This window comes from Prosthecobacter sp. SYSU 5D2, from assembly GCF_039655865.1.
GTDB lineage: Bacteria > Verrucomicrobiota > Verrucomicrobiia > Verrucomicrobiales > Verrucomicrobiaceae > Prosthecobacter.
The window spans coordinates 188,075-208,178 of the sequence record NZ_JBBYXL010000005.1 but is presented as its reverse complement, the minus strand read 5'-3'; the positions used below and the strand labels follow the sequence as shown (position 1 = coordinate 208,178).

General features: G+C 60.2%; 17 protein-coding genes and 1 pseudogene. 6 read left to right on the top strand and 12 right to left on the bottom strand.

The window, feature by feature from the left end:
- Positions 1-12 precede the first annotated feature (12 nt).
- A complete protein-coding gene (locus tag WJU23_RS10145; protein WP_346332444.1) occupies positions 13-3,066 on the bottom strand; it encodes a PSD1 and planctomycete cytochrome C domain-containing protein in 3,054 nt (1,017 codons plus the stop codon).
- A gap of 238 nt (positions 3,067-3,304) precedes the next feature.
- On the opposite strand from WJU23_RS10145, the pseudogene WJU23_RS10140 reads away from it, so the two are divergent.
- Positions 3,305-3,451, top strand: a pseudogene (locus tag WJU23_RS10140) (IS110 family transposase); the annotation flags it as partial.
- Positions 3,452-3,535: 84 nt separating this feature from the next.
- On the opposite strand, the gene ggt reads toward WJU23_RS10140, so the two are convergent.
- Positions 3,536-5,206, bottom strand: a complete 1,671-nt coding sequence (ggt, locus tag WJU23_RS10135; RefSeq protein WP_346332443.1) for a gamma-glutamyltransferase — start codon at positions 5,204-5,206, stop codon at positions 3,536-3,538.
- 46 nt (positions 5,207-5,252) lie between these two features.
- On the opposite strand from ggt, the gene WJU23_RS10130 reads away from it, so the two are divergent.
- The gene (locus WJU23_RS10130; RefSeq protein WP_346332442.1) at positions 5,253-6,023 is read left to right on the top strand and encodes a DUF3313 family protein; all 771 of its coding nucleotides are present in this window, start codon (positions 5,253-5,255) and stop codon (positions 6,021-6,023) included.
- Here the strand turns inward: WJU23_RS10130 and WJU23_RS10125 are convergent, their stop codons facing one another.
- The 3 genes from WJU23_RS10125 to WJU23_RS10115 all read right to left on the bottom strand — a co-directional run bounded on the left by WJU23_RS10125 (position 6,024) and on the right by WJU23_RS10115 (position 8,668).
- Positions 6,024-6,245, bottom strand: a complete 222-nt coding sequence (locus WJU23_RS10125; protein WP_346332441.1) for a PEP-CTERM sorting domain-containing protein — start codon at positions 6,243-6,245, stop codon at positions 6,024-6,026. It abuts the gene before it with no gap.
- 140 nt (positions 6,246-6,385) lie between these two features.
- Entirely contained in the window at positions 6,386-7,918 is a 1,533-nt protein-coding gene (locus WJU23_RS10120) for a glucan biosynthesis protein (protein ID WP_346332440.1), read from the bottom strand.
- A gap of 69 nt (positions 7,919-7,987) precedes the next feature.
- Entirely contained in the window at positions 7,988-8,668 is a 681-nt protein-coding gene (locus WJU23_RS10115; RefSeq protein WP_346332439.1) for a YceH family protein, read from the bottom strand.
- 160 nt (positions 8,669-8,828) lie between these two features.
- Between WJU23_RS10115 and WJU23_RS10110 the strand changes: the two genes are divergently transcribed.
- Entirely contained in the window at positions 8,829-9,134 is a 306-nt protein-coding gene (locus tag WJU23_RS10110) for an FmdB family zinc ribbon protein (RefSeq protein WP_346332438.1), read from the top strand.
- Here the strand turns inward: WJU23_RS10110 and WJU23_RS10105 are convergent.
- From WJU23_RS10105 to mtnP, 3 genes are all read right to left on the bottom strand, one after another.
- Positions 9,131-9,634, bottom strand: coding sequence for an 8-oxo-dGTP diphosphatase (locus WJU23_RS10105; RefSeq protein WP_346332437.1), 504 nt, complete (start codon positions 9,632-9,634; stop codon positions 9,131-9,133). The two genes, WJU23_RS10110 and WJU23_RS10105, sit on opposite strands and share 4 nt — an antisense overlap.
- A gap of 102 nt (positions 9,635-9,736) precedes the next feature.
- The gene (locus WJU23_RS10100; protein WP_346332436.1) at positions 9,737-10,600 is read right to left on the bottom strand and encodes a D-hexose-6-phosphate mutarotase; all 864 of its coding nucleotides are present in this window, start codon (positions 10,598-10,600) and stop codon (positions 9,737-9,739) included.
- A gap of 13 nt (positions 10,601-10,613) precedes the next feature.
- The gene (gene mtnP, locus WJU23_RS10095; RefSeq protein WP_346332435.1) at positions 10,614-11,486 is read right to left on the bottom strand and encodes an S-methyl-5'-thioadenosine phosphorylase; all 873 of its coding nucleotides are present in this window, start codon (positions 11,484-11,486) and stop codon (positions 10,614-10,616) included.
- Positions 11,487-11,642: 156 nt separating this feature from the next.
- Between mtnP and WJU23_RS10090 the strand changes: the two genes are divergently transcribed.
- The gene (locus WJU23_RS10090) at positions 11,643-12,044 is read left to right on the top strand and encodes a DUF2721 domain-containing protein (RefSeq protein WP_346332434.1); all 402 of its coding nucleotides are present in this window, start codon (positions 11,643-11,645) and stop codon (positions 12,042-12,044) included.
- 26 nt (positions 12,045-12,070) lie between these two features.
- On the opposite strand, the gene WJU23_RS10085 is transcribed toward WJU23_RS10090, so the two are convergent.
- Positions 12,071-12,793: a hypothetical protein gene (locus WJU23_RS10085; protein WP_346332433.1), complete on the bottom strand. Its 723-nt coding sequence runs from the start codon at positions 12,791-12,793 to the stop codon at positions 12,071-12,073.
- 136 nt (positions 12,794-12,929) lie between these two features.
- Here WJU23_RS10085 and WJU23_RS10080 point away from each other — a divergent pair, with 136 nt between their 5' ends.
- Positions 12,930-13,202 carry a peptidoglycan-binding domain-containing protein gene (locus WJU23_RS10080; protein WP_346332432.1) on the top strand — a complete coding sequence of 91 codons (273 nt, stop codon included), beginning with the start codon at positions 12,930-12,932 and terminating at the stop codon, positions 13,200-13,202.
- Positions 13,203-13,281: 79 nt separating this feature from the next.
- Here WJU23_RS10080 and WJU23_RS10075 read toward each other — a convergent pair whose 3' ends face one another.
- From WJU23_RS10075 to pyrE, 3 genes are all read right to left on the bottom strand, one after another.
- A complete protein-coding gene (locus tag WJU23_RS10075) occupies positions 13,282-15,087 on the bottom strand; it encodes an FAD-dependent oxidoreductase (protein WP_346332431.1) in 1,806 nt (601 codons plus the stop codon).
- A 21-nt stretch (positions 15,088-15,108) separates the two neighbouring features.
- The gene (locus WJU23_RS10070; protein WP_346332430.1) at positions 15,109-17,172 is read right to left on the bottom strand and encodes a hypothetical protein; all 2,064 of its coding nucleotides are present in this window, start codon (positions 17,170-17,172) and stop codon (positions 15,109-15,111) included.
- A 65-nt stretch (positions 17,173-17,237) separates the two neighbouring features.
- A complete protein-coding gene (gene pyrE, locus WJU23_RS10065) occupies positions 17,238-17,807 on the bottom strand; it encodes an orotate phosphoribosyltransferase (RefSeq protein WP_346332429.1) in 570 nt (189 codons plus the stop codon).
- A gap of 122 nt (positions 17,808-17,929) precedes the next feature.
- On the opposite strand from pyrE, the gene WJU23_RS10060 reads away from it, so the two are divergent.
- Entirely contained in the window at positions 17,930-20,029 is a 2,100-nt protein-coding gene (locus WJU23_RS10060) for a S16 family serine protease (protein WP_346332428.1), read from the top strand.
- Positions 20,030-20,104 lie beyond the last annotated feature (75 nt).

Sequence of the window (20,104 nt, the reverse complement as noted above, 5' to 3'; positions counted from 1 at the left end):
TGAAGAATGCGGTTAATGAAGATAAAAGAACTCGTTGGCGTTCAGCAGCACGTGGCAGAGGTCTGCCAGGGCGCGCTGGCGAGGGTCGGCGGCGATGTCCGGCCCCTCGGCGCTGGCCCAGGCAAGCTCAGGCGGCAGCGCCTGGCGCACGTCCCAAGTGACCAGAGACTTGCCGCCCCACTGGGCCGGGTCTGGAGAGACGTCTTCATCGGTAAGCAGTCCCCGGGCGAGGCGGGCGGCCTGGATGATGCCATCCCAATGATGTGAAACGGCGCGTCGATGGACGCCGCCGATGACGACATCCGAGGTGCCTGCACTGAGGCCGGTGCGGATGGTGTGCGGCACGACGGAGGTCATGACGGGAGCGTTTGGCTTGTCCGCCTGATGCACCAGGAAAGAGACGGTGTGGGCGCTGCAGGAAACTTTCACCACCAGGTGATAGGTGATGCCAAGCTCAATACGCAGGTCCGATGCGACGGGTTCATAAGCGATGTTGCGATTCTCATCCTCACCAACCAATTGCAAAATCAGGTTGCGAGGTTTGAAGCGGGATTTTTCTCCGGTGACACCGAGGCTCCAGCCGAAGGCTTCCACACTGTCTTTGCCGTTGTTCCAACGTGAAGCAATGGTGCGCACGGAGGCATTGGCGTCAATGCTGTCGAGCTTGACGATGGCCTCGACGGTGAACTCGTCGCCTTCTTTTTCAGAGAGGCTGGAGACGAGGCGCTCATGCGGGGTGTCCTGCTTAAACAGGCTGGCGCGGACGATCTCGTCACTGCTCATGGCGGCAGGCGGCTCTTCGGCTGGCTGCATCTGCGTGCGCTGGGCGATGAAGCTTTCGGCGAGCTTTCTTTCTTTGTCGGTGGGCTCACGCCCGAGGGTGTACTGCCAGATATCCTCAATCTTGGAGACACGGGCGGCGAGCTTCTGGGCGCGGGCGAGGGTCCAGTCGCCATTCATGAGGAGCAGCGCCTGGGTGGGAGTGGTGGTGCTCTGGCGCTCTGAGGTGCTGGCGAAACCTGCAGGCGCGTCCAGGCTGCGCAGCAGTTCATTTTGATTGTTGCGTTTTTTCAGCGTGTAGATGGAGCGGCGGGTGCCGTTGCCATCGGTGGACGGGCCGCCGGGGCTGAGATCCAGCTCACCGCTGGCGGCCAGCATGGCATCACGCACCTGCTCCGCATCCAGACGGCGCGGATTGAAACGCCACAAAAATTTGTTAGACGGATCAATCTTGGAGGCGACCTCCGGCACATCGCGGTGGGCTGTCTGTCGGTAGGTGGCGGAGAGAAGGATCTCACGATGCAGCTTCTTCAGACTCCAGCCGCCTGCCAGGAAGCGCTGAGTGAGGTAGTCCAGGAGTTCCGGGTGGGTGGGTGTCTCACCGAGTTTGCCGAAGTCATTCGGGGTCTCTACGATGCCTTTGCCGAACAAATAATGCCAAACGCGATTGGTGATGACACGGGTGGAGAGCCGGTTATCCGGACGGGTGATCCAGTCGGCGAGGACGCTGCGGCGGCCGGTGGAGTTTTCCAAGGGGGTGATCTTGGGCTCCTCCGGCTCGATGAGGGTGAGGAAGGCCGGCTGCACGTCAATTTCACCTTTGCGGGTGGTCAGCGGATTGCGCGGGGCTTTGGCCGTGGCATCGGTGGCGATGAAGGCTTTGAGGAGGGGCTCGGGCTTCAGATGGTCGAATTTTTTCAGCTCAGCGACCAGTTCCAAATAGCGGGCTTTGGCCTTCGGATCCTTGATGGATTTAAGCGGGTCAAATCGCTCGCGCTCATACTCCATCTGGCGTTCGCAAAAGTAGGAGGCCTGCCAGTCCTCCGGGAGGCGGTCTTCAGGTTTCTTGTCCACCATGGCGCGGATGTCCGCCTGGAAACGCTCGTAGGCTTTCTGCACGTTGCGCTCGATCATGGGACCGATGATGGAATCAATCTCGGCCTGGATGTGGGCCGTGGCCTGTTTGTAAGGGGCCTCCTTTTTGGCAAATTCCGCCTGCTGCTCATCCGTGGCGAGCAGCCTGTCATCCCGCCAGCGCAGCGGGGTGAAGAAGGCGCGCAGGGCATAATAATCCTTTTGCAGGATGGGATCGAACTTGTGGTCATGGCACTTGGCGCAGCCGAAGCTGAGGCCCAGGAAAAGCTCGCCGGCATTGTCCGTGATGTCTGTCAGGACCACTTCATACTGACCGCGCGCATCGCGCTGGTTGTATTCATAGATGGCGTTGCGCAGGTAGGAGGTGGCCACAAGCACGTTGGGATCTTTGGGAGCGATTTCATCCCCGGCGAGTTGCTCGCGGACAAACTGGTCATAGGGCTTGTCCTCGTTCAGGCTCTTGATGACGTAATCACGATAAGGCCAGGCGGCCGGACGCGGGGCGTCCTGGTTATAACCGTCACTCTCTGCATAGCGTGTGAGGTCCAGCCAGTGCTGAGCCCAGCGCTCACCGTAGCGGGGGCTGGCCAGCAGCTCATCCACCAGCTTTTCATAAGCCTTCGGGTCGGTGCTGGTCACGTAGGCTTCCATCTGCTCCGTAGTGGGGGGCAGGCCGTGGAGATTAAAGTAGAGGCGGCGCACCAGCTCCCGTTTATCGGCTTCGGGAGCCGGGGTCAGGCCCAGCTCGGCGTGCTTTTGGGCGACAAAACGGTCCACGTCATTGCGCACCCAGCCGCTTTTGACTTCCGGTGGAACGGGATTGGTCAGTGGCTGAAAGGCCCAATATTGACGGTCTTCCTTGGTGAAACCAAACTCATCCATGGCGACCCGGCTGGCTTCGGCTTCCGGCCAGGGGGCGCCGAGCTTTACCCACTGCTCCAGGGCGGCGATCTCCTTGGCGGGGAGCTTTTCCTTGGGCGGCATTTCAAAGTCCGGATCGTGATAACGGACGGCTTCGATGATGAGCGACTTATCCGGGTCTCCCTCCACCAGCGCAGGGCCGGAATCGCCGCCTTTTTTGATGAAGGCAATGTTATCCAGACGCAGGCTGCCCTTCTGCTTTTTGTCCGCATGGCACTCGTAGCAACGGTTCACCAGGACCGGCCGCACTTCCTTTTCGAAAAACTGCATGGCCGCACGAGCCGCATCATCCGCAGCTAGGGCGGAAGAAGCCGTTAAGCCGGCGATGAAAATCGTCACTTTCTTTATCATGGGGCAAAGGGGAAGAATCGTTATGGGCAGAGTCCGGCGACTGGCCTACTTCAACAGTCATAAAGCGCCGGGTTTTGGACAAATATTCACAAAAATCCTGGATGAGCCCCAAATAGCACCCATCACTCTCCGGTGCATGCGGCAGAGCACCCTCTTTATTCGCAACAACTTCATCCTCAAAGCTTTTGACTAACGCCTGTGCGCCGCAGGCAAACCCGGCAAGGTGGCCATGACAGCGATGGCCAGAAAGCTTCTGGTTTTGCTTAACGCCGCCCTCAAAAACGACAAAAAGTCCTTTTCTTAACCCCACAGTTGCCGGGTTGCGAAGCCGCGAAGTAAAGGCTGGATGAGAGGGCTGGCCCCCTCTTCGCACAGTCCATTTGCACCTTTACAGACCGTCGGCTTTCCCCGGTATGCGCGGATCATGCGCCGGCACCAGCAGCTTGCGCTCCACATCCCACATCACCGCCTGGCAGGCGCCGAAGCCGGAGGATTCATCCAGTTTATGGCCAAGGCTTTCCACCCGCTTGCGGGTCGCCACGCTGAAGGTCTTCTCGATCTTCAGTTCATCCGGACTCCACTGATGATGAAACCGGGGTTTGGCCAGAGCGGCATTTGGTCCCAGACCGTCGTCAATCATCCCGCTGATCATCAGCAGCGTCTGGGTGATAATCGTTGGCCCGCCTGCGGCTCCCACACTCAAAAGGGGCTGGCCGTCTTTAAATACCAGCGTCGGGCTCATGCTGGAAAGCGGACGCTTCCCAGGAGCCACGGCATTGGCCTCTGCCCCCACCAGCCGGAAGGCATTCGGCACCCCAGGCTGCACCGCAAAGTCATCCATCTCATTGTTCAGCAGCACGCCCGTTCCGGGGATAACCACCTTGCTGCCAAAGGCCGTGTTGATCGTCTGGTTCAGCGCCACCCAGTTCCCCTCCGCATCCGCCGTGGACAGGTGCGTGGTGTGTTTGCCAAAGACATCCCCCTCCCAGCGCGGTGGTGTGTTATGGGCAGGCACCTTCGTCACCTGGTCCAGGTCAATCTTTGCAGCCAGTTCCTTCGCGTACTCTTTGTCCACCAGCCCCTTCGGCACCGGCGCAAAGTCCGGGTCCCCCAGCCAGTGCGCCCGGTCGGCAAAGGCCAGTTTCATCGCCTCCGTCACCACATGCACCCGGCTGCTGTCCCGGAAATGCCGGATCGGAAAATGCTCCAGAATGTTCAGGATCTGCGCCACATGCACTCCGCCGCTGCTCGGCGGCGGCATGCACACCAGGTCATAGCCCCGGTAGCTAGAGCGCACCGGCTCCCGCTCCACCGCTTTGTAGTTTTCAAAATCAGCCACGGTGGCGATGCCGCCGTTTTCCTTCATCCAGGCTTCCGCCTTTGCGGCATACTCACCCCCATAAAACCACCCCGTCCCATGCTCGGCGATGGCCCGGTAGGTGTTTGCCAAATCCTTCTGCACCAGCAGGTCCCCCTTCTTCAGCGCGCTCCCGTCCGCCTTCAAAAAGATGGCCGCCGATGCCGGGAACTGCCGCAGCTTCTCCGCCGTGGCGGCCAGTTTCCGGGCATAGACTTCGTCAATTTCAAATCCCTTCTCCGCCAGATCCGCCGCCGGGCGCAGCAGATCCGCCAGGGTCAGCTTGCCATGCTTTTTCAAAGCCAGCTCATAGGCCCGCAATGCGCCTGGAATCCCTGAGGCCAGTGCGCCCGTCTTGCTCGCCTCATTATCCAGCTTTCCATCCATGACATACATGTCCCGGTGCGCCTTCGCCGGGGCCATCTCACGACCGTCTATTGCTGACATCGTGCCGTCCGCCGCCCGGATCACCAGGAAGCAGCCGCCGCCGATGCCGGAATTATGCCCGTCCACCACACCCAACGTCAGCCCGGCAGCCACCGCCGCATCCACCGCATTCCCCCCTTTGGCATAGGCCGCTTTCGCTGCCTCAGTCGCCAGCGGGTGCACGGTCGCCGCCGCAAATTTGGCAAAACCGGCCTCCTGTGCAACGGATGCCCCCACGACCCAACTGGCAAAAATAAAACAAAACAGCGATTTCATTCCTCTAAAGATGACCTTTTTCTGTTAAAACGTCCACTCTCATGAAATGACCCTCCGTTTTTGTTTCATTTTTCTGCTCCTTGTGTGCCTCAGTTCCTGCAGTTCGCTCAATCGCCTGGCCAAAGCGGGGCCGGCGAAACCGTCGCCTTTCCTCGCCCATGCGGACGAGCTTCAAAAGACCCAGGCGGACCATGACCCTTTTCTGCGTGTCTGGAAAAATCCCTCCGAGGAGACGTGGAGAAAGGCCGGGACGAAAAAGAAACTCTACATCGCCCCGGTCAGCACGGAGCACCTCCGGCGTATGAACAGGCCTCTTTCCATCGTAGAAGTCCGGGAAAAATCCCGCCAAAAAGCGGCGGTGGAACTGGGCGAATACGCCCGCGCCCAGTTCACAGAAGCCTTCCGCAAATCAAAAAAGCCGCTGTATGAAATTGTCGCCGCCCCGGAGAAGGAGGCGCTGCACCTGGAACTGGCCATTGTGGAGCTGAACCCCAATGCCATCAGCGCCGGCATCACCCGGCGGGCCATCAACCTCCTGGCCGTTCCTGGGGCGGAGGCCGTGGTAGGCCGGCCGCTGAAAGGCAACATCGCCATTGAAGGGCGGATCTGGGACCCGGAGCAAAAGGAGAGCCTGTATGAATTTGCCGATGCCGAGCATAACCGGTCTGCGCTGATCCTCTCTGTCCATGACTACAATCCCTACAGCGCTGCCCGCAAGATCATCCGGGAATGGGCGGCCCAGTTTGAGCAGGTGACACGTACCCCGCCTGGCGGGCGGGTGAAAGACAGCCCCGCCTTTACCCTGTGGCTATGGTGATCAGTCTTTGCGCTTCCAGTTCATCCAGGCCTGCCGGTAGGTGAAGGCGATGGCCATGATGCCGATCCCCAAAAGGAATGCCCGCGAGGGCTCAGGCACTGGCAGGATGTCTGGCTGAGAAGGCACCGCCCATAAAGGCTCCATTTCAGCACCGAGTTCCGACGCCCCTGCAGCAAGAACGGCAATCGCCGTCGTTGTCAGCCAGAAGAACAGGGTGCGCATAGGAAGAAATTAAGCGGTTTCCATGACAAAACCAAAAATATCTCGTGAATACAAGGTAAAACTTTTTCACCCAAGCTTTTCACCTATGCGTTTTCTTCTTATTCCCTGACAAAGCGGCGTTGTCCGCCGTTCTTCGTTCCTCATCGCCGCCACTGATACATCCAGCGTTCGGAGATCACCTTGTCGCCGTCCTTCATTTCACACATCATCTCCAGAAGGTGGGTCTTCGGCGGCACATCCAGTTTGAAGAAGGCCCGCCAGCCACCGGTTTCCCGGTTGTACATGACCCGCTGGTCCAGGATCCTGGCTTCTCCGCTGCTGATTACCACATCCAGCTCTGGCACCCAGTCATCCGGCTTGTCGAGCTGAAGTCCGCCCTTGGTGAAATCCACGACATACTCGTGGTCGTCCTTTTTCATGACAAAACCGCGCCGGGTGGAGATGACTTTGCACAGGAGTCCTGGAAGCTGCTCGTCCAGCCAGGCCAGCCGGTATTCGAAGTGCAGCGGATCAGCCGGGGTCTTGGGAAGGTTATCAGGCCTCCACATGGCCACGATGTTATCCCAGGTCTCTTCCCCCGTGGACAGTTCCACCAGCACCACGGATCCTTTGCCGAAGCCCTTAATAGGCTCCACCCACACGGCCGGACGGCGATGGTACATGGCCTCCAGGTCCTGGAAGTTGTTAAAGTCACGGTCACGCTCGCCCAGGCCAAATCCTTTGAGCCTGTCTGTTTCGAAGACGCTTAGCCGCAGATCCTTGCTGACATCCAGAGGGCGCCAGATGGAAGGGCCGCCGGTAATCTCAATCTGAAGCCCGTCACTGTCATGCACTTCAGGGCGGAAGTCATACGGTTTGGGGTGGCTGTTCTCACCAAACCAGAACATGCTGGAAAACGGGGCGATGCCCAGCATCTCCACCGGCTGCCGGAGAAACAGCGTGGCCTTCACTAGCATGTCCGTGGTCTTGCCGGGAGAGGTGTCAAACTGGTAGGCCCCGGTAATGCTGGGTCCGTTCAGAAGGGCCAGGACACGGAAATATTTTTCCCCCGGCTTGGGCTGCTCAAACCAGAAGTGGGTGAAGTCAGGAAATTCCTCCGGCTTGCCGCCGATGGTATTGACGGCGACGCCACGGGCGCTGATGCCATATCCCAGCTCGGTCGTGACGGCACGGAAGTAACTGGCACCCATAAACACCATGAACTCAAACCGCTTGTCCATGAGGGACTGTGGTGCCAGCACCCGGAAGCCGGAGTAGCCCTCCGGCTTTTTGAAGTTTTCCGGCAAGTCCAGATCGGCGTAATCAAACAGGCTCTGGTCAAAGGGGACGGGCTTGTTGACCCCGCCGTCCACTGTGAAGAACTCCACCGGCTTTTTAAACATCCAGCCGGGATGGAAAAACTGTACCCGGAAGGCTTCCTCATTTTCATGGTAAAGCGCCTTTTCCTCCAGAAACTGGATCTTGCGATGACCGTCGTACTTGAGGTTTTCAAAGAAGGGGTCGAGCTGCTGGCTGGGGGCCACATAAGGCTTCTGGGCAAGCTGCGCCGCCAGCTTTTGCAGCGACTCAAAGTCCGTCACCTCCGTCAGGGCCAGATCAGCGGCAGAGGAAACAATGCAGGCAACTGAGCAAAAGGCCAGAATCAAAGATCCTGAGGAACGGGGGGCAATCATAGAGTGCGCTGGTGAGCGGTGCTAGAATGCGCTCTGGCTGCGGGCAGTCAACAGGCGGATGGAGGCATCTTAGTCTTCGACCCCGAGGCTGGCCTTCAGGCGGGCGAGCTGGGTTTTGAGAAGCTGGATCTCAATTTCCATGCGTTCTTTCCACTCCTGGTCCGCCGCTGTCGGGGCCACTGCGGCCGGGGGCACAATGTATTCCTCCTGGGGGGCGATACCTGTGGGCTCCCCGGTCAGAAGCTGGGCATAGAGTGCCACACGGCGGCCAGGACCTGCAGGCAGGCAGGCCACCACCGGGCCTTCGGGATAGCTGATGAGGCCGTTCAGTTCAGCCTCCACCCTTTCCAAATCCGGGAAGGTCTGCAGGCGGTCGGTGCGCTGGCGCAGCTCGCCGACAGTCTGAGCGCCGCGCAGCAGGAGCACGGCCAGGAGGGAGATGGCGGGCTTTTCCAGGCGGGGCAGCTTGCCTTTGATATTATGGCGGAACTTCTGCACCCGGGCACCGGAGATGGTGACCTGGAAGACCCAGCCGCGCGTTTTCATGTTCTCCAGAGCGCGTTGCACGCTGCCCTCATCCAGGCTCATGACGGGATCCCGGTTGGTGGACTGGTTGCAGGCAGAGACCAGGGAATTCAGGGTCAGCGGGTAGTAGTCCGGCAGGGTGATCTCCTTCTCAATGAGGCAGCCGAGGATACGGGCTTCAACGGCGGAAAGCTGGGGCGCGGGCGCTGTGTCAGTGTCTTCCATGGGGGAGACAATATGGCGTATAAACCGGTGACCTGCAAGAAAGGGCGGATGACGGAAGGGTATAATTTCCCTTTGCATGGCAGCGGCGTATCCCGCATACATCCCACCCTCAATTATCTGACCATCAAACCCCGGTTCGATTCCCAAGGAGACAAACGCCATGCCCACCTACGAATACGAATGCCAGACCTGCGGACATCCCTTTGAAGTCCGCCAGTCCATGAAAGACCCGCATCTGACCGACTGCCCCCAGCCTGAATGCCCCGGGCCGGTGAAGCGCAAGATCGGCCTTGGCTCAGGCCTGATTTTCAAAGGCAGCGGCTTCTACATCACGGACTACCGCAGTGACAAATATAAGGCGGCGGCCAAGCAGGATGCGGCTTCTTCCTCAAGTTCCACAAGCACTCCGGCACCCTCCACGCCCGCGCCGAGCACCCCGGCACCGGCCAAGCCGGCAGGATCTTAGTCCAGGCCCTCGGGCCATTCGATCTCACTGCTGAGCATCGTGTCATCATCGAAAAGAAACCTGCCAATGAAGCTCTTCTTTTCGATGAGGAGTTCCGCCAGCCAGAAGCGGTCATCGGCCCACATCTCTTCAAACGGCAGGGCGCTGAGTGAGGTCCAAAGCGGGATGGCCTCGGGCGTCTCGATGGCCATCCCTTCCCACTCGGTGGCGCGGTAAACATCCACATGCAGAGCCAGGCCGTCCACAAACTGGAAGCACAGCTCGCCATGTTTGACGGGATTCAGGGCCGTGACGCCGAGTTCTTCCTGGGTCTCGCGTATGGCGCATTCCACGGAGGTTTCTCCAGGATCCATCTTGCCGCCGGGGCCGTTGATCTTGCCTGCGCCAAGGCCGCGCTTTTTTCGGATGAGCAGGACTTGCTCCTGGGCTTCATCCACGATGAACATGAGGGTGGCGCGGATGCCGGGCTGCCAGCCGGTCCAGTCAGGTACGGTATTCATCACTCTCCGAGTGATGGGGTTTGGGATGGTTTGGACGGGGGCAAGAGGTGTTATTGGAAAGGAGCGTCGTGAGGGGGCTTCGCATCACTCGGAGAGTGATGACTACTGTACACTGATGATCGTGCGGAGGGTGTGGGCGGAGCCGGAGGGGAGGGTGACCGTCGCAGCGCCGGCGTTAGCGGCTTCGATGCAGAGAAAGTGGTGGTAGGCTTCGTCAGGAAGGTCGGCGAGGCGCTTGGATTTTTCGATCCAGGGATTCCAGACGACGGTGGTGCCGCTTTCGCCTTTCTCGATGGTGAGGGTGCGGTTGAGGGCGGGATCGGTGACGGTGACGGTACCACTGCTGTGGTACTGACGGTCCACCTCGCGGTCAAAGGTGATGTCGCCGGACTGCTGGCGCTCGGTGCGCTCGCCGACGGTGTCCAGGTAGCCGCTGCCATCAAGGCCTTTGACGGTGACCTGGCTGATGTCGCCGACGGTGAGATAGGTGTGGAGGGCCTCGGCCAGGAGCATGTCACTGCCGCTTTTGTTGATGGTCATGAGGGAGACATCCAGGGTGGCTCCCAGGTGCACGGTGAGGTGGGCTTCGAACTCGTGCGGCCAAAGCTCGTGGGTGGCGGCATCGCTGCAGAGAACGAAGGACATTTTGACGCCTTCGTCGGATTCGCTGGCCTCCATGAGCGTCCAGGGACGGGTGCGGGCGAAGCCGTGCATGGGCATGGTTTCATCCGAGGGATGGGGGCCGAACCAGGGCCAGCAGACAGGGATGCCGCCACGAATGGGCTTGCCCGGCTCCAGCACGGCCTGGGGGCTGTGGTACAGAACCGGGGACTGGCCCGCCGGGATCCACTCCATGACGTGGGCACCATTGAGGGCGATGCGGGCGGTGCAGGCAGGATGCTGGATGATGAAAACGGGATAGCCGGGGATGGCTTCGCAAAGCTGGACGGAGGCAGGCAGTGACATGGCAGTAGGGGAGCTAAATGAAACGTTCGAGGATGGGCTTGAGGCTTTGGACGATTTTAGCAGGCCAGAGTTTGCGGTCGGTCATGAGGGCGCCATCGAGGGCGCGGTGCTCCGGCCAGTTGGGCTGAAGAGGTATGCGGGGGATGACTTTGGCAATGACGGCTTTGGCCATGGCGGCATTGGCGGAGACGTGGGCCATGACGGCATCGGCGGTGACATGGGCCTCATCCGTTTTCCAGCAGTCGTAGTCGGTGATCATGGCCAGGGTGGCCAGGGAGATTTCGGCCTCGCGGGCCAGCTTGGCCTCGGGCAGGTTGGTCATGCCGATGACGTCAAAGCCGAGCTGGCGGTTGGCATTGGATTCCGCCCGGGTGGAGAAGGCGGGGCCGTCCATGTTCACATAGGTACCGCCATTGTGGACGGTGGCTCCGGCTGCGGTGGCTTCCTCGGCCAGGAGGTTTCGTAGGTTGGCGCTGATGGGATCGGCAAAGGCGATGTGGGCAACGAGGCCCCGGCCAAAGAAGGTGTGGTGCTCACGACGGCTGGTCCGGTCGTAAAACTGGTCGGGCAGGACGATGTCACGCGGACGGTATTCCTCCTTGAGGCTGCCGACGGCGGTGACGGCGATGATCCAGCGGACATTCAGGGAGCGCAGGGCCCACAGGTTGGCGCGATGATTGAGCTCGGTGGGGAGGATGCGGTGGCCTTTGGCATGACGGGGCAGGAAGTAAACACGGCGGCCAGCATAGGTGCCGCTGACGATTTTGTCCGACGGCGTCCCATAAGGGGTGATGACTTCAAGTTCCTGACGGCCTTCGAATCCATCGAAGTCATACAGGCCGGAGCCGCCGATGATGCCGATTGCGGGTGTGGAGGTGTCTGTCATGGGCGGCATCATAGGGGCAGGACGGACAGGTTCAAGGAGAGGGCGGGGGAAAAGACGGGTGTGAGGCGGGATCTGATGATGATTTTCAGACAGGATTGCAGGATGGGCAGGATTTACAGGAGGGGGTATGGGCTGTACAGAGAGAAAAGTATGACGATGCCTGATCTCCCCATTGCCACGCCGTCCCTGCTTTTCCCGGCGATCTCACTGCTGATGCTGGCCTACACGAACCGGTTCCTGGCGCTGGCGACCATCATCCGGAATCTGCACGCGACGTGGCGGGAAAACCGGGACCCGCTGCTGGAGGCACAGATCAGCAATTTGCGGGGGCGGATTGTGCTGATCCGCAACATGCAGGCGGCCGGGGTGCTGAGCCTGATCGCCTGCACGATGAGTATGGTCTTCCTGTTCTTTAACTACCAGCCAGGCGGGCAGGTGTTCTTTGTCATCAGCCTGGTGTGCATGATCGTGTCGTTAAGCCTGACTTTTCGTGAGGTGATGATCTCGGGCCGGGCGCTGGATGTGCAGCTTGGGGATATGGAGAAAAAAGCGGGATAAAGCAGGTTTGGGCCGGAATTGGCGGTTTATTTGAATAGGAGGGCCAAAGGGGGCGTCAGAATGGATGTTATGAAACTTAACCTTTTTCCTTTTAGCCGTGGTTTTGGTGCGATGGCGCTGCTGGCGGTCTGCGTGGTGGCCCTGCCCTTGGCGGCCCAAGCCCAGCGGGGTGAGGACAGGCGCGGTGGTTCGTCTGCAAGCCGACCTTCGATGTCCAGGCCTTCGATGTCGCGGCCTTCTCCCTCAAGTTCAAGGCCATCCGTGTCACGGCCATCACCTTCGAGTTCGAGACCCTCTGTGTCACGGCCTTCGATGCCATCGCGCAGCCCGTCCACGATGACACGGCCTTCGATGCCATCGCGCAGCCCGTCCACGATGACACGGCCTTCGATGCCATCGCGTAGCCCGTCCACGATGACGCGGCCTTCGGTGCCATCACGGAGCCCGTCCACAATTACGCGTCCTTCGATGCCCTCGCGCAGCCCATCTACGATTACGCGTCCTTCGCTGCCTTCCAGAAGCCCATCTTCGATTACAAGGCCCTCGACGCCATCGCGGAGCCCGTCCACGATTACCAGGCCTTCGGTGCCCTCGCGTAGTCCGTCTTCGATTACCAGGCCTTCGGTGCCCTCGCGGAGCCCTGGCAGCCTGGACATCCGCCGGCCGGATTCACGGAGCGGGTCTTCGTACTCACGCTCCAGGCCTTCGTATTCCCTGCCTTCGTTTGTAAGGACCTCCAGCCGGAGCAACTGGCGTTATACAGATTCTTCACGGTTTGCGAACATTGACCGTCACTATGCCTACCGGTCCTATCCCCGGAACCATTATCGTCTGTGCCATGGAAACGGCTGGCGCGGTCTGGGCTGGTATTTTGGCCCGCCTAACATGTCCTATTATTATGAGACGCCTGGTGTGTACTACTACAGCTCGATGTCCTCCATCCCGTCCACGTATGTGAGCATGACGTATTCCCCCACCTATTCCCTGGATTACTCCGTGCAGGAAGCGCTGGCAGAGCTGGGCTATTATGCCGGTCCGCTGGACGGTGTGATCGGGCCCATGTCCCGTCTGGCAATCGCAAACTTCCAGGCTGACTACGGCCTGGAGCCAACTGGAATCATTGATGAATACCTGGTGGAGTATCTGGGCATTCAGTGATGACAGCCGGGAAAGCTCTTTGAATAGAATGTAAAAAAAACCCGGTGGCTTTTGGCTGCCGGGTTTTTTGTTAGGCGGGTCAGATTTTTTTCGCGAACGCATCGCGGATGAAATCCCCGCGGGTTGCGGCTTTGGACAGGCCCTCAGCCGGGATGCCCAGTTTTTTCAGGAGAGGAAGCCAGCGGCTGCGGGTTTCATCATCCATGGCCTTGTCGAGGTCCGCTGCATGACCGGGATTGGCTTCAAAATACTGCCCGTGCAGATTTTTCCCTCGCTGGCCGGGTTTGGCAGGCATGGGATGCAGGCCATGCAGGCCGCCGGCGGTGCCCCACCATTGGACGGCTTCAAAAAGAGCATGGCCCGGCAGTACATCAGCTACATAAATGGTGGCGGACTGGTCCTGGTGCAGTCTGGCCTGAAGATCAGCCACAGGTACTTCCTGGACGGGCAGACCGTCTTTCACAGCCATGGCGGCGGCATGACCGGCAGCCTGCCCCAGGGACATCCAGATGGGCTCCAGGCGCAGCGCACAAAACCCGATGTGGGAGGAGGAAACGGCCACCGGCACCAGCAGGTTGCGGCAGTGCCGGGCCTGCGGCACCAGGCTGCCATAGGGGATCTGGTAGGGCGGCACCGGATTGTACAGTTCCCCGCCATGCTTGCCGCCAATGAGCGGTCCTTCGTGGGAAGTGCCGTGGCAGTTGTTACCGTAATCCCCCATGGCGATGGCATCGGTAAACAGCCTGGCCCGGGCATCCCCGGGGGCGTGCTCGCTGTCCTGCTGGACATACACATGCTGGCCAATCATGCGCCGGGCTTCGCGGACATAAAGCTGCGGGGGCAGATGGTTGGTCTCGGTGAATTCATCTTTGCACCAGCCCCATTCGCGGGCGGGCTGCTGGATCCGTTCGGGCACCGCTTCATCATTGATGAGGAAATACAACAGCCCCACATTGTAGCGCAGATGCTCTTCATAGATCTCCTGGCGCGTCTCTGCATCCCCTTCCGGCCAGCCCAGGTTGTAGCCGGGCATGGACAGGCGGACGAGTCCCCGTGAGACATCGTTGATGTCATACTTGTTGTTCGGCAGTGCGGGTGTCTGCGCTTTGACAATGCAGCGGGAGGGATAGCCAAAAACGCGGTCAATCTTGCCCGGCACCAGGAAGTCCAGAACAGGCAGGAAGTCCTCCCGTTTATAGCCTTTGGGAGCCGTGATGGGCACACGGTTCAGGGGCGAGTCAGTGGCGCAAAAGCGGAAATTGTAGGCCTGGAGTTCGCTGTCTCCTTTTTCAGGAGCCAGGGACTCCCCATACTGCTCCTTTCCTTCGCGGCCCACATGGTATTTCACGCCCGCATTGGCCATGAGATCTCCTTCATAGCTGCCGTCAATGAAGGCTTTGGCATGGATGTTGAGCACCTCTTCCCCGGTCGTGAAGGAGGCGGTCTTGATGGCATTGTCTTCGATGTCCACGGTGCTCAGGATCCGGTTGTGGTGGACGGTGATCTTGGGCTGCTCGCGGAGCATTTCCTCCAGGACCAGCAGATTCACTTTAGGCTCGCCAAACGTGCCTTCAAAGCTGGCTTTAACCTGGTCCGAGTCAGCCCCGTAAGTCTTCACATAATGGGCTTTCACCCGCTGGCTGAAATCCAGAAAGGTGCCGGTCAGGGATTCCAGGGAATGGAAGTCGGTGTGGGACAGGCCGCTGGTGACCAGGCCGCCGATCCTGGCCGTCGGCTCTACCAGCACCACTTCGCTGCCTGATTTCGCGGCGGCCAGCGCGGCGGCAATGCCGCCCGGTGTGGCACCATAAATGCAGACATCGGTTTGCAGATCAGCCGCCTGGAGGCCGGCGGCAAGGAGCAGGGAAAAGGTCAGTATTCTCATGGCTGGGCGGCCATGGTAGGGTCATTTGACCCGCCACTCCAGCAGTCCTTGCGGATTCTTCTCATAGACCACCTCTTGCGCCTTGTCCGGCTGGCCCAGCCCCGCAGGAAGAAACCTGCCGTCGGGGGAAAACCAGGCCGTGCGTCCTCCTTGATGGCGGATCCAGCCCAGGTGCTTTCCCTCCCTGTCATAGCGGTGCACATCCCGCCAGGCTTTCGGTGTGGTCAGGCGGGGATCCACCCACGCCGGGGCAGTGGAGCGCTCCAGCATCTCCGGAAAAAGCACCTGGCTCATCAGCGTCAGATTCAGCCCGCTGATGCCATAGCGGTCCGCTGCGGTGATCTGATCTGGCGGCGCAGCCAGGGCGACCAGGCCGCCGGCCTCATAGGTAAAAATGTTCAGGTCCTTCAACCTCTGGACCTCCCTGTCCACATCGGCTGCTGCTGTGGCTTTGACTGAGGCGGAGGCGAGCCTGCGCAGCTCCTGCTGGAACGAAGGATACAGGTCCGTAAAGCCGGCGATGGAAACCAGGGCTCTTTCTATGACCATGCGCAGAGTCAGGGCCTGGTCGCTGGAAAGCGGGGTCTCCAGCGCCTTGGCCAGGTCATCGGAGAAATGATTTCGCAGAGGCGCTGCACTTTCTTTTTTAGCCGGGTCCGCCTCCAGCTTTTCAATGGTCTGCCACTGCTTGTTCAGCGGTATCCAGACTTTTTGAATGGCCTGCCTTTCAGCCTCCGTCAGCAGTTTTTCCATCAGACGGCTGCGCAGCCCGTCCCCGGCCAGGGAGGCGGCCAGCATGGCCTTCAGCCAGCGCGGATCCTGCGTGCTGGCTGGCAGACCCAGGTCAGGATTGTGCGTCTGGTAAAAAATTTCCGCTGTCCGGCCCTCTGCATCATGGAAATGCATTTCGTTAGGCAGCATGTAAAAGCTGATGATGGCCGGCGCGCCCGTGCTGATGCCGTTGCTGGCAAACACGCCAATGTCCACCCGGTGGCTGCGGATGCCGGCGCTGTTCCTAAATGATGGCTGCCAGCGCACCCGCAGACGGGCCTGCGGCCGGTCTTCCACGCTTTCCAGACGGACGGCACGGGGGTCTCCCTGGAGCAGCTGCCAGCGCAACTGGACCGGGCGGCCCATCAGGTCCGCACTCTTGCGGGCGCTGACGGTCATGGTGTATTCCGCAGCATTGCCACGCAGGATGCGCGCAATGGAAACCGGCGTGTCCGCCAGCTTGGCTGGCGGCAGCGGCTCCTGCTCAAAGAAATCCTTCCCGGCTGCCAGCCCGGTTTCCTCCAGCACCTCTATTTGCACCACCGGCGGGATCATGGGCGGGCGCATTTCATGAGCCAGCCTGACCATCTTTTCCTCATCCAGGTTCCCCGCATCAAACACCACAGGATGGGCGGCTCCTGTGAAATAGGACTCCTCTGTTTTCACCTGTTTGCCAGACTGGCGGAGCAGCGCCTGCACCGTCGGCATCAGCACTCTTTTATCAATGAGCAGCTGCTGCGTCTCCGGCGGGAAGGCGGCAATGGTGGTGAGCACGGCATTGAGGAAAGGCTGGTCGCTGCCGGAGGAGCCTTGCGAAATGATCGTGCAAGGGTTGTTGGATGGAAACAGGTCGCCATAGCCTCCTACTCCATTGGCTCCGATGTCGTGATCCTGGTGCTCCGGATAGATCATCAGGTTGTTGGCCAGATACTGCATCATCAGGAATTTCTGCCCCTTCGGATCCACCTGGTACATGCGCGGCAGGCTGCCGCCTTTGTCCGCTGGGGCAGACATGGAGCAGTTGCCCACCGTCGGCTTCATCCGCAGTGCCACGGACGGCCCTGTAGGCGGCCCGCTTGCGGCATCCGGCTGGAAGATCTGCAACTGGGGATACTGCGCGGCATTCAGCGGTGAATGCTGCCCGTCACGGTTTTCATACGTGATCTCCGCAAGCCCGGCGGCGGTGCCTTCCTTGTGCCATTCATTCAGCAACTTGCCCACGCCGTCACTCCGCAAAGTAATCTGCGCCTCTGCGCTCAAGGCGAGGATTGCAGCCAGGCCAGCCAGCGCTTTGGGAATGCCAGATAAAATCATCCTCACGGGCATCAGCATCCCGCGAGCCGATCCCCTGTCAATAGATTGCGGGGATGAGAAAAGTATTACACCAGGTCAGCGCGTGTGTACGCGGCAACGACAGGGTATCCTTTGCCCTCAATATTCTGCCTGCCGCCTTCCTGCCGGTCCACCAGGATGAGTGCAAAGGCCACTTTGCCGCCCTCTTCTTCGATGGCCTGGATGGCCTTCAAAGTGGAGTCCCCGGTCGTGATGACATCATCCACCACCACTACGGGCAGGGCCGGATTAAAATTGCCCTCGATGCGCTTGCCCCGGCCATGCCCCTTCGGCTCTTTGCGCACATTGAATGCCTGTACCACCTTGGCATCACCCGCCAGGCTGGAGGTCATGGCCACCGCCAGCGTGATGGGGTCGGCCCCCATGGTCAGGCCGCCCAGGGAGCCAATGTCCAGCCCCTTGGCTGCCTCTTCTTTTCTCAGCAGGTCATGCAGCACCCGTCCCACCAGTACGGCCCCGCGTGCATCCAGGGTCGTCACCCGGCAGTCCACGTAGAGATCACTTTCCTTGCCGGAGGCGAGGGTGAATTTGCCCGTCTTCACGGATTTGCTGCGGAGGATTTCGGCGAGTTCGGCGCGGTCGGATTCAAGTGACATGCAAGGGGGTTTAGCGGGGCCGGTTCAAGAAGCAAGGTCATGATGAAAAGCCGGATGAAAATTCCTCGACAGGGGGCAGCCTGGGCGGGAGGATGAAGGGTAATCATCCTTACGTCTTTTTTATGAAAACAGCCCTATGGAAGCCCTGGAAACATCTAGCTCGGTGCTGTGCGCTGGGGACCTTTCTCGTTCATGCAGGCGTTTCTGGCCAGCAGCTCTCCACGGCACGCCTTGTTTTTTCCGACGAGACACATCTTGTCCAGGCATCCGTGACTCTGCCGCCCGGCCATTATCTGGGTTCTGGCAGCGTTACAGTAGCTCCGGGGGAAGGGAATGTCTGTCATTTTGAAGTGAGCCCCTCCACGCTCATCGAGGGCACCCGCTTCGTGCTTCAAACCGGTGCCCGGCTGCGGGTCAGGGGAGCGCGGTTGCAGAACTGCCAGATCCAGGCGGAAGCGGGCTCCGAGGTGTTGATTGAATCCTCCGTTCTGGAAAACTGCGACCTCGGCGGCAGCGGCAGCCCGCAGCCTTCCTTCCGGATCAGCAACTGCATTCTTCAAGGCGGCGGATGGACGGCTGCGGGCAACGAGTTTGGCCTCGAAATGATGGATTGCCTGGTCAGAGAGCAGACTTCCCCGGACCGTCTGCTCAGAATGGCCGTGGATGCAGAAAACAGCCCGGTCAGCCTGGCACGCCGTCCGTCCATCCGCTACACCGAGTTCAACAGATGCCTCATCCACCCGACTCTTCTGGTGGCAGTTTCGCAGGTGACCATTGAAAACTGCACAGCTGTTTTTGAGCCTGACCTTCCTCTCTTCAATACACCGGCCGAAACCGGCCCGGAGGTCATGCTGCCGGTGCGCTGGGTCAACAACAACCTGCTGTCCCTGCCCAATGTCGGCGGCGGGGTGGCCATCCAGAGGGTGCGCGAGCCTGTGGCGGGCGGCTGCACGCTGACTGAGGAGATGCAAAGTGCCGCAGCCGGGCCTGCCGGAGCTCCCAGCCCGCCGCCGCGCTCCTTGGCGGCCGCTCTTCCTTCCTCCGGCCCTGCCCTGGCCGGGGATGTTTACCCACTCGCAGGCACTCCCCTGGCCTACCCGATGGCGGATGGCTCAGCCATGCTCAAGCTGCAGCAATCCCATGTGAACGGCCTGCTCGTCATCCACCTGCCGACGGGCAAGACGGCCGGCCAGATGTCCCGCTTGAGCATCATGTCCATGAAAGGGCCGATGGGTGTCCGTTTTAACCAGTCTGTGGGTTCGGATATGCTCTTCGCCCTGCGGGAGGTGCGCAAGTTCATGGAAAGGCGGCATGCCTACCCTCCGAGATTATGCCTGGAAATCAGCTTCGAAGAAAAGTATGCCGAAAAAGGCGGGCCTTCCGCCGCCGTGGCCTGCGGATTGCTCATGGAATCACTCTTCACCGGCAAGACCTGGGACCCCGCTTTTGCCGTGACCGGCGATATGAATGCCGACGGCTCCGTCCAGCCCATTGGCGGGGTGGCCGCCAAGATGCGCGGGGCCACCAGGAAAGACTGCACCCTCCTGGCCATCCCGGCGAAAAATGAAAACGCCGTGGCAGACATTCTGGTGCTGGACGGTCCGGCACCTCTGGCTGCCATCCATATTTTTGGCCTGGAGCAGTTTGATCAGGCCGTCAGTCTGGCCAGCCTGGAGCGCCCTGCCGCTTTGCAGCAGGCCCTGGATGAGTTTGAAGTGTTCCGGGAGGCCATCCTCAGGGATCCGCGCCAGACCGCCAATCTGCACAATCCCCATGCCATCAGCCGCCTGCAGTCTGTAGTGGAGAAGGCTCCTCATAGCCTCTCCGCCCGGTATTTGCTGGCTTATGCCCAGAGGCGTGCCCCCCAGCTCCTCTCCCTGGCGGGTTCAGTGGAGTTTGCCGACAGCCATGCCCTGGGCCTTTTAAGCTCCATGGACAACGCCATGAACGGCAGGCTGGACACCCTCAAGCCTGACGATCTGGGTGCCGATTTAAACCGCCTCCGCCGCCTCCGCTCCGTTTTGGATGCGCGGGTGCGGCCTTTTATTGATGCCTTGATTGATTACGGCGAGACCGTCCGCACCATGGTGCTCAATCCGGTCCGGACCTCAGCCAAATTTTATGGGATGCTCGACCAGGTGCAGTCCGCCGGCAGAAACGTTCTCGCCGTCAAAAAGAAGCTCGCGTCGGATCCCCAGGTGATCGAGGAACTCCGCAATTAAGCAGCAAGGTGCAGCCTTCTGGGGCAGCCGAGTTCTAAGCGCTTGGCAAGTGGCTGATTTCACGGACAGTGACGG

What these genes read in the sequence shown, in the direction of transcription:
- WJU23_RS10145 (WP_346332444.1), bottom strand. Translation starts at nt 3,066, where the DNA reads ATGCAGTTTTTCGAAAAGGAAGTGCGGCCGGTCCTGGTGAACCGTTGC.
- ggt (WP_346332443.1), bottom strand. Translation starts at nt 5,206, where the DNA reads ATGAAATCGCTGTTTTGTTTTATTTTTGCCAGTTGGGTCGTGGGGGCA.
- WJU23_RS10130 (WP_346332442.1), top strand. Translation starts at nt 5,253, where the DNA reads ATGACCCTCCGTTTTTGTTTCATTTTTCTGCTCCTTGTGTGCCTCAGT.
- WJU23_RS10125 (WP_346332441.1), bottom strand. Translation starts at nt 6,245, where the DNA reads ATGCGCACCCTGTTCTTCTGGCTGACAACGACGGCGATTGCCGTTCTT.
- WJU23_RS10120 (WP_346332440.1), bottom strand. Translation starts at nt 7,918, where the DNA reads ATGATTGCCCCCCGTTCCTCAGGATCTTTGATTCTGGCCTTTTGCTCA.
- WJU23_RS10115 (WP_346332439.1), bottom strand. Translation starts at nt 8,668, where the DNA reads ATGGAAGACACTGACACAGCGCCCGCGCCCCAGCTTTCCGCCGTTGAA.
- WJU23_RS10110 (WP_346332438.1), top strand. Translation starts at nt 8,829, where the DNA reads ATGCCCACCTACGAATACGAATGCCAGACCTGCGGACATCCCTTTGAA.
- WJU23_RS10105 (WP_346332437.1), bottom strand. Translation starts at nt 9,634, where the DNA reads ATGAATACCGTACCTGACTGGACCGGCTGGCAGCCCGGCATCCGCGCC.
- WJU23_RS10100 (WP_346332436.1), bottom strand. Translation starts at nt 10,600, where the DNA reads ATGTCACTGCCTGCCTCCGTCCAGCTTTGCGAAGCCATCCCCGGCTAT.
- mtnP (WP_346332435.1), bottom strand. Translation starts at nt 11,486, where the DNA reads ATGACAGACACCTCCACACCCGCAATCGGCATCATCGGCGGCTCCGGC.
- WJU23_RS10090 (WP_346332434.1), top strand. Translation starts at nt 11,643, where the DNA reads ATGCCTGATCTCCCCATTGCCACGCCGTCCCTGCTTTTCCCGGCGATC.
- WJU23_RS10080 (WP_346332432.1), top strand. Translation starts at nt 12,930, where the DNA reads ATGTCCTATTATTATGAGACGCCTGGTGTGTACTACTACAGCTCGATG.
- WJU23_RS10075 (WP_346332431.1), bottom strand. Translation starts at nt 15,087, where the DNA reads ATGAGAATACTGACCTTTTCCCTGCTCCTTGCCGCCGGCCTCCAGGCG.
- WJU23_RS10070 (WP_346332430.1), bottom strand. Translation starts at nt 17,172, where the DNA reads ATGATTTTATCTGGCATTCCCAAAGCGCTGGCTGGCCTGGCTGCAATC.
- pyrE (WP_346332429.1), bottom strand. Translation starts at nt 17,807, where the DNA reads ATGTCACTTGAATCCGACCGCGCCGAACTCGCCGAAATCCTCCGCAGC.
- WJU23_RS10060 (WP_346332428.1), top strand. Translation starts at nt 17,930, where the DNA reads ATGAAAACAGCCCTATGGAAGCCCTGGAAACATCTAGCTCGGTGCTGT.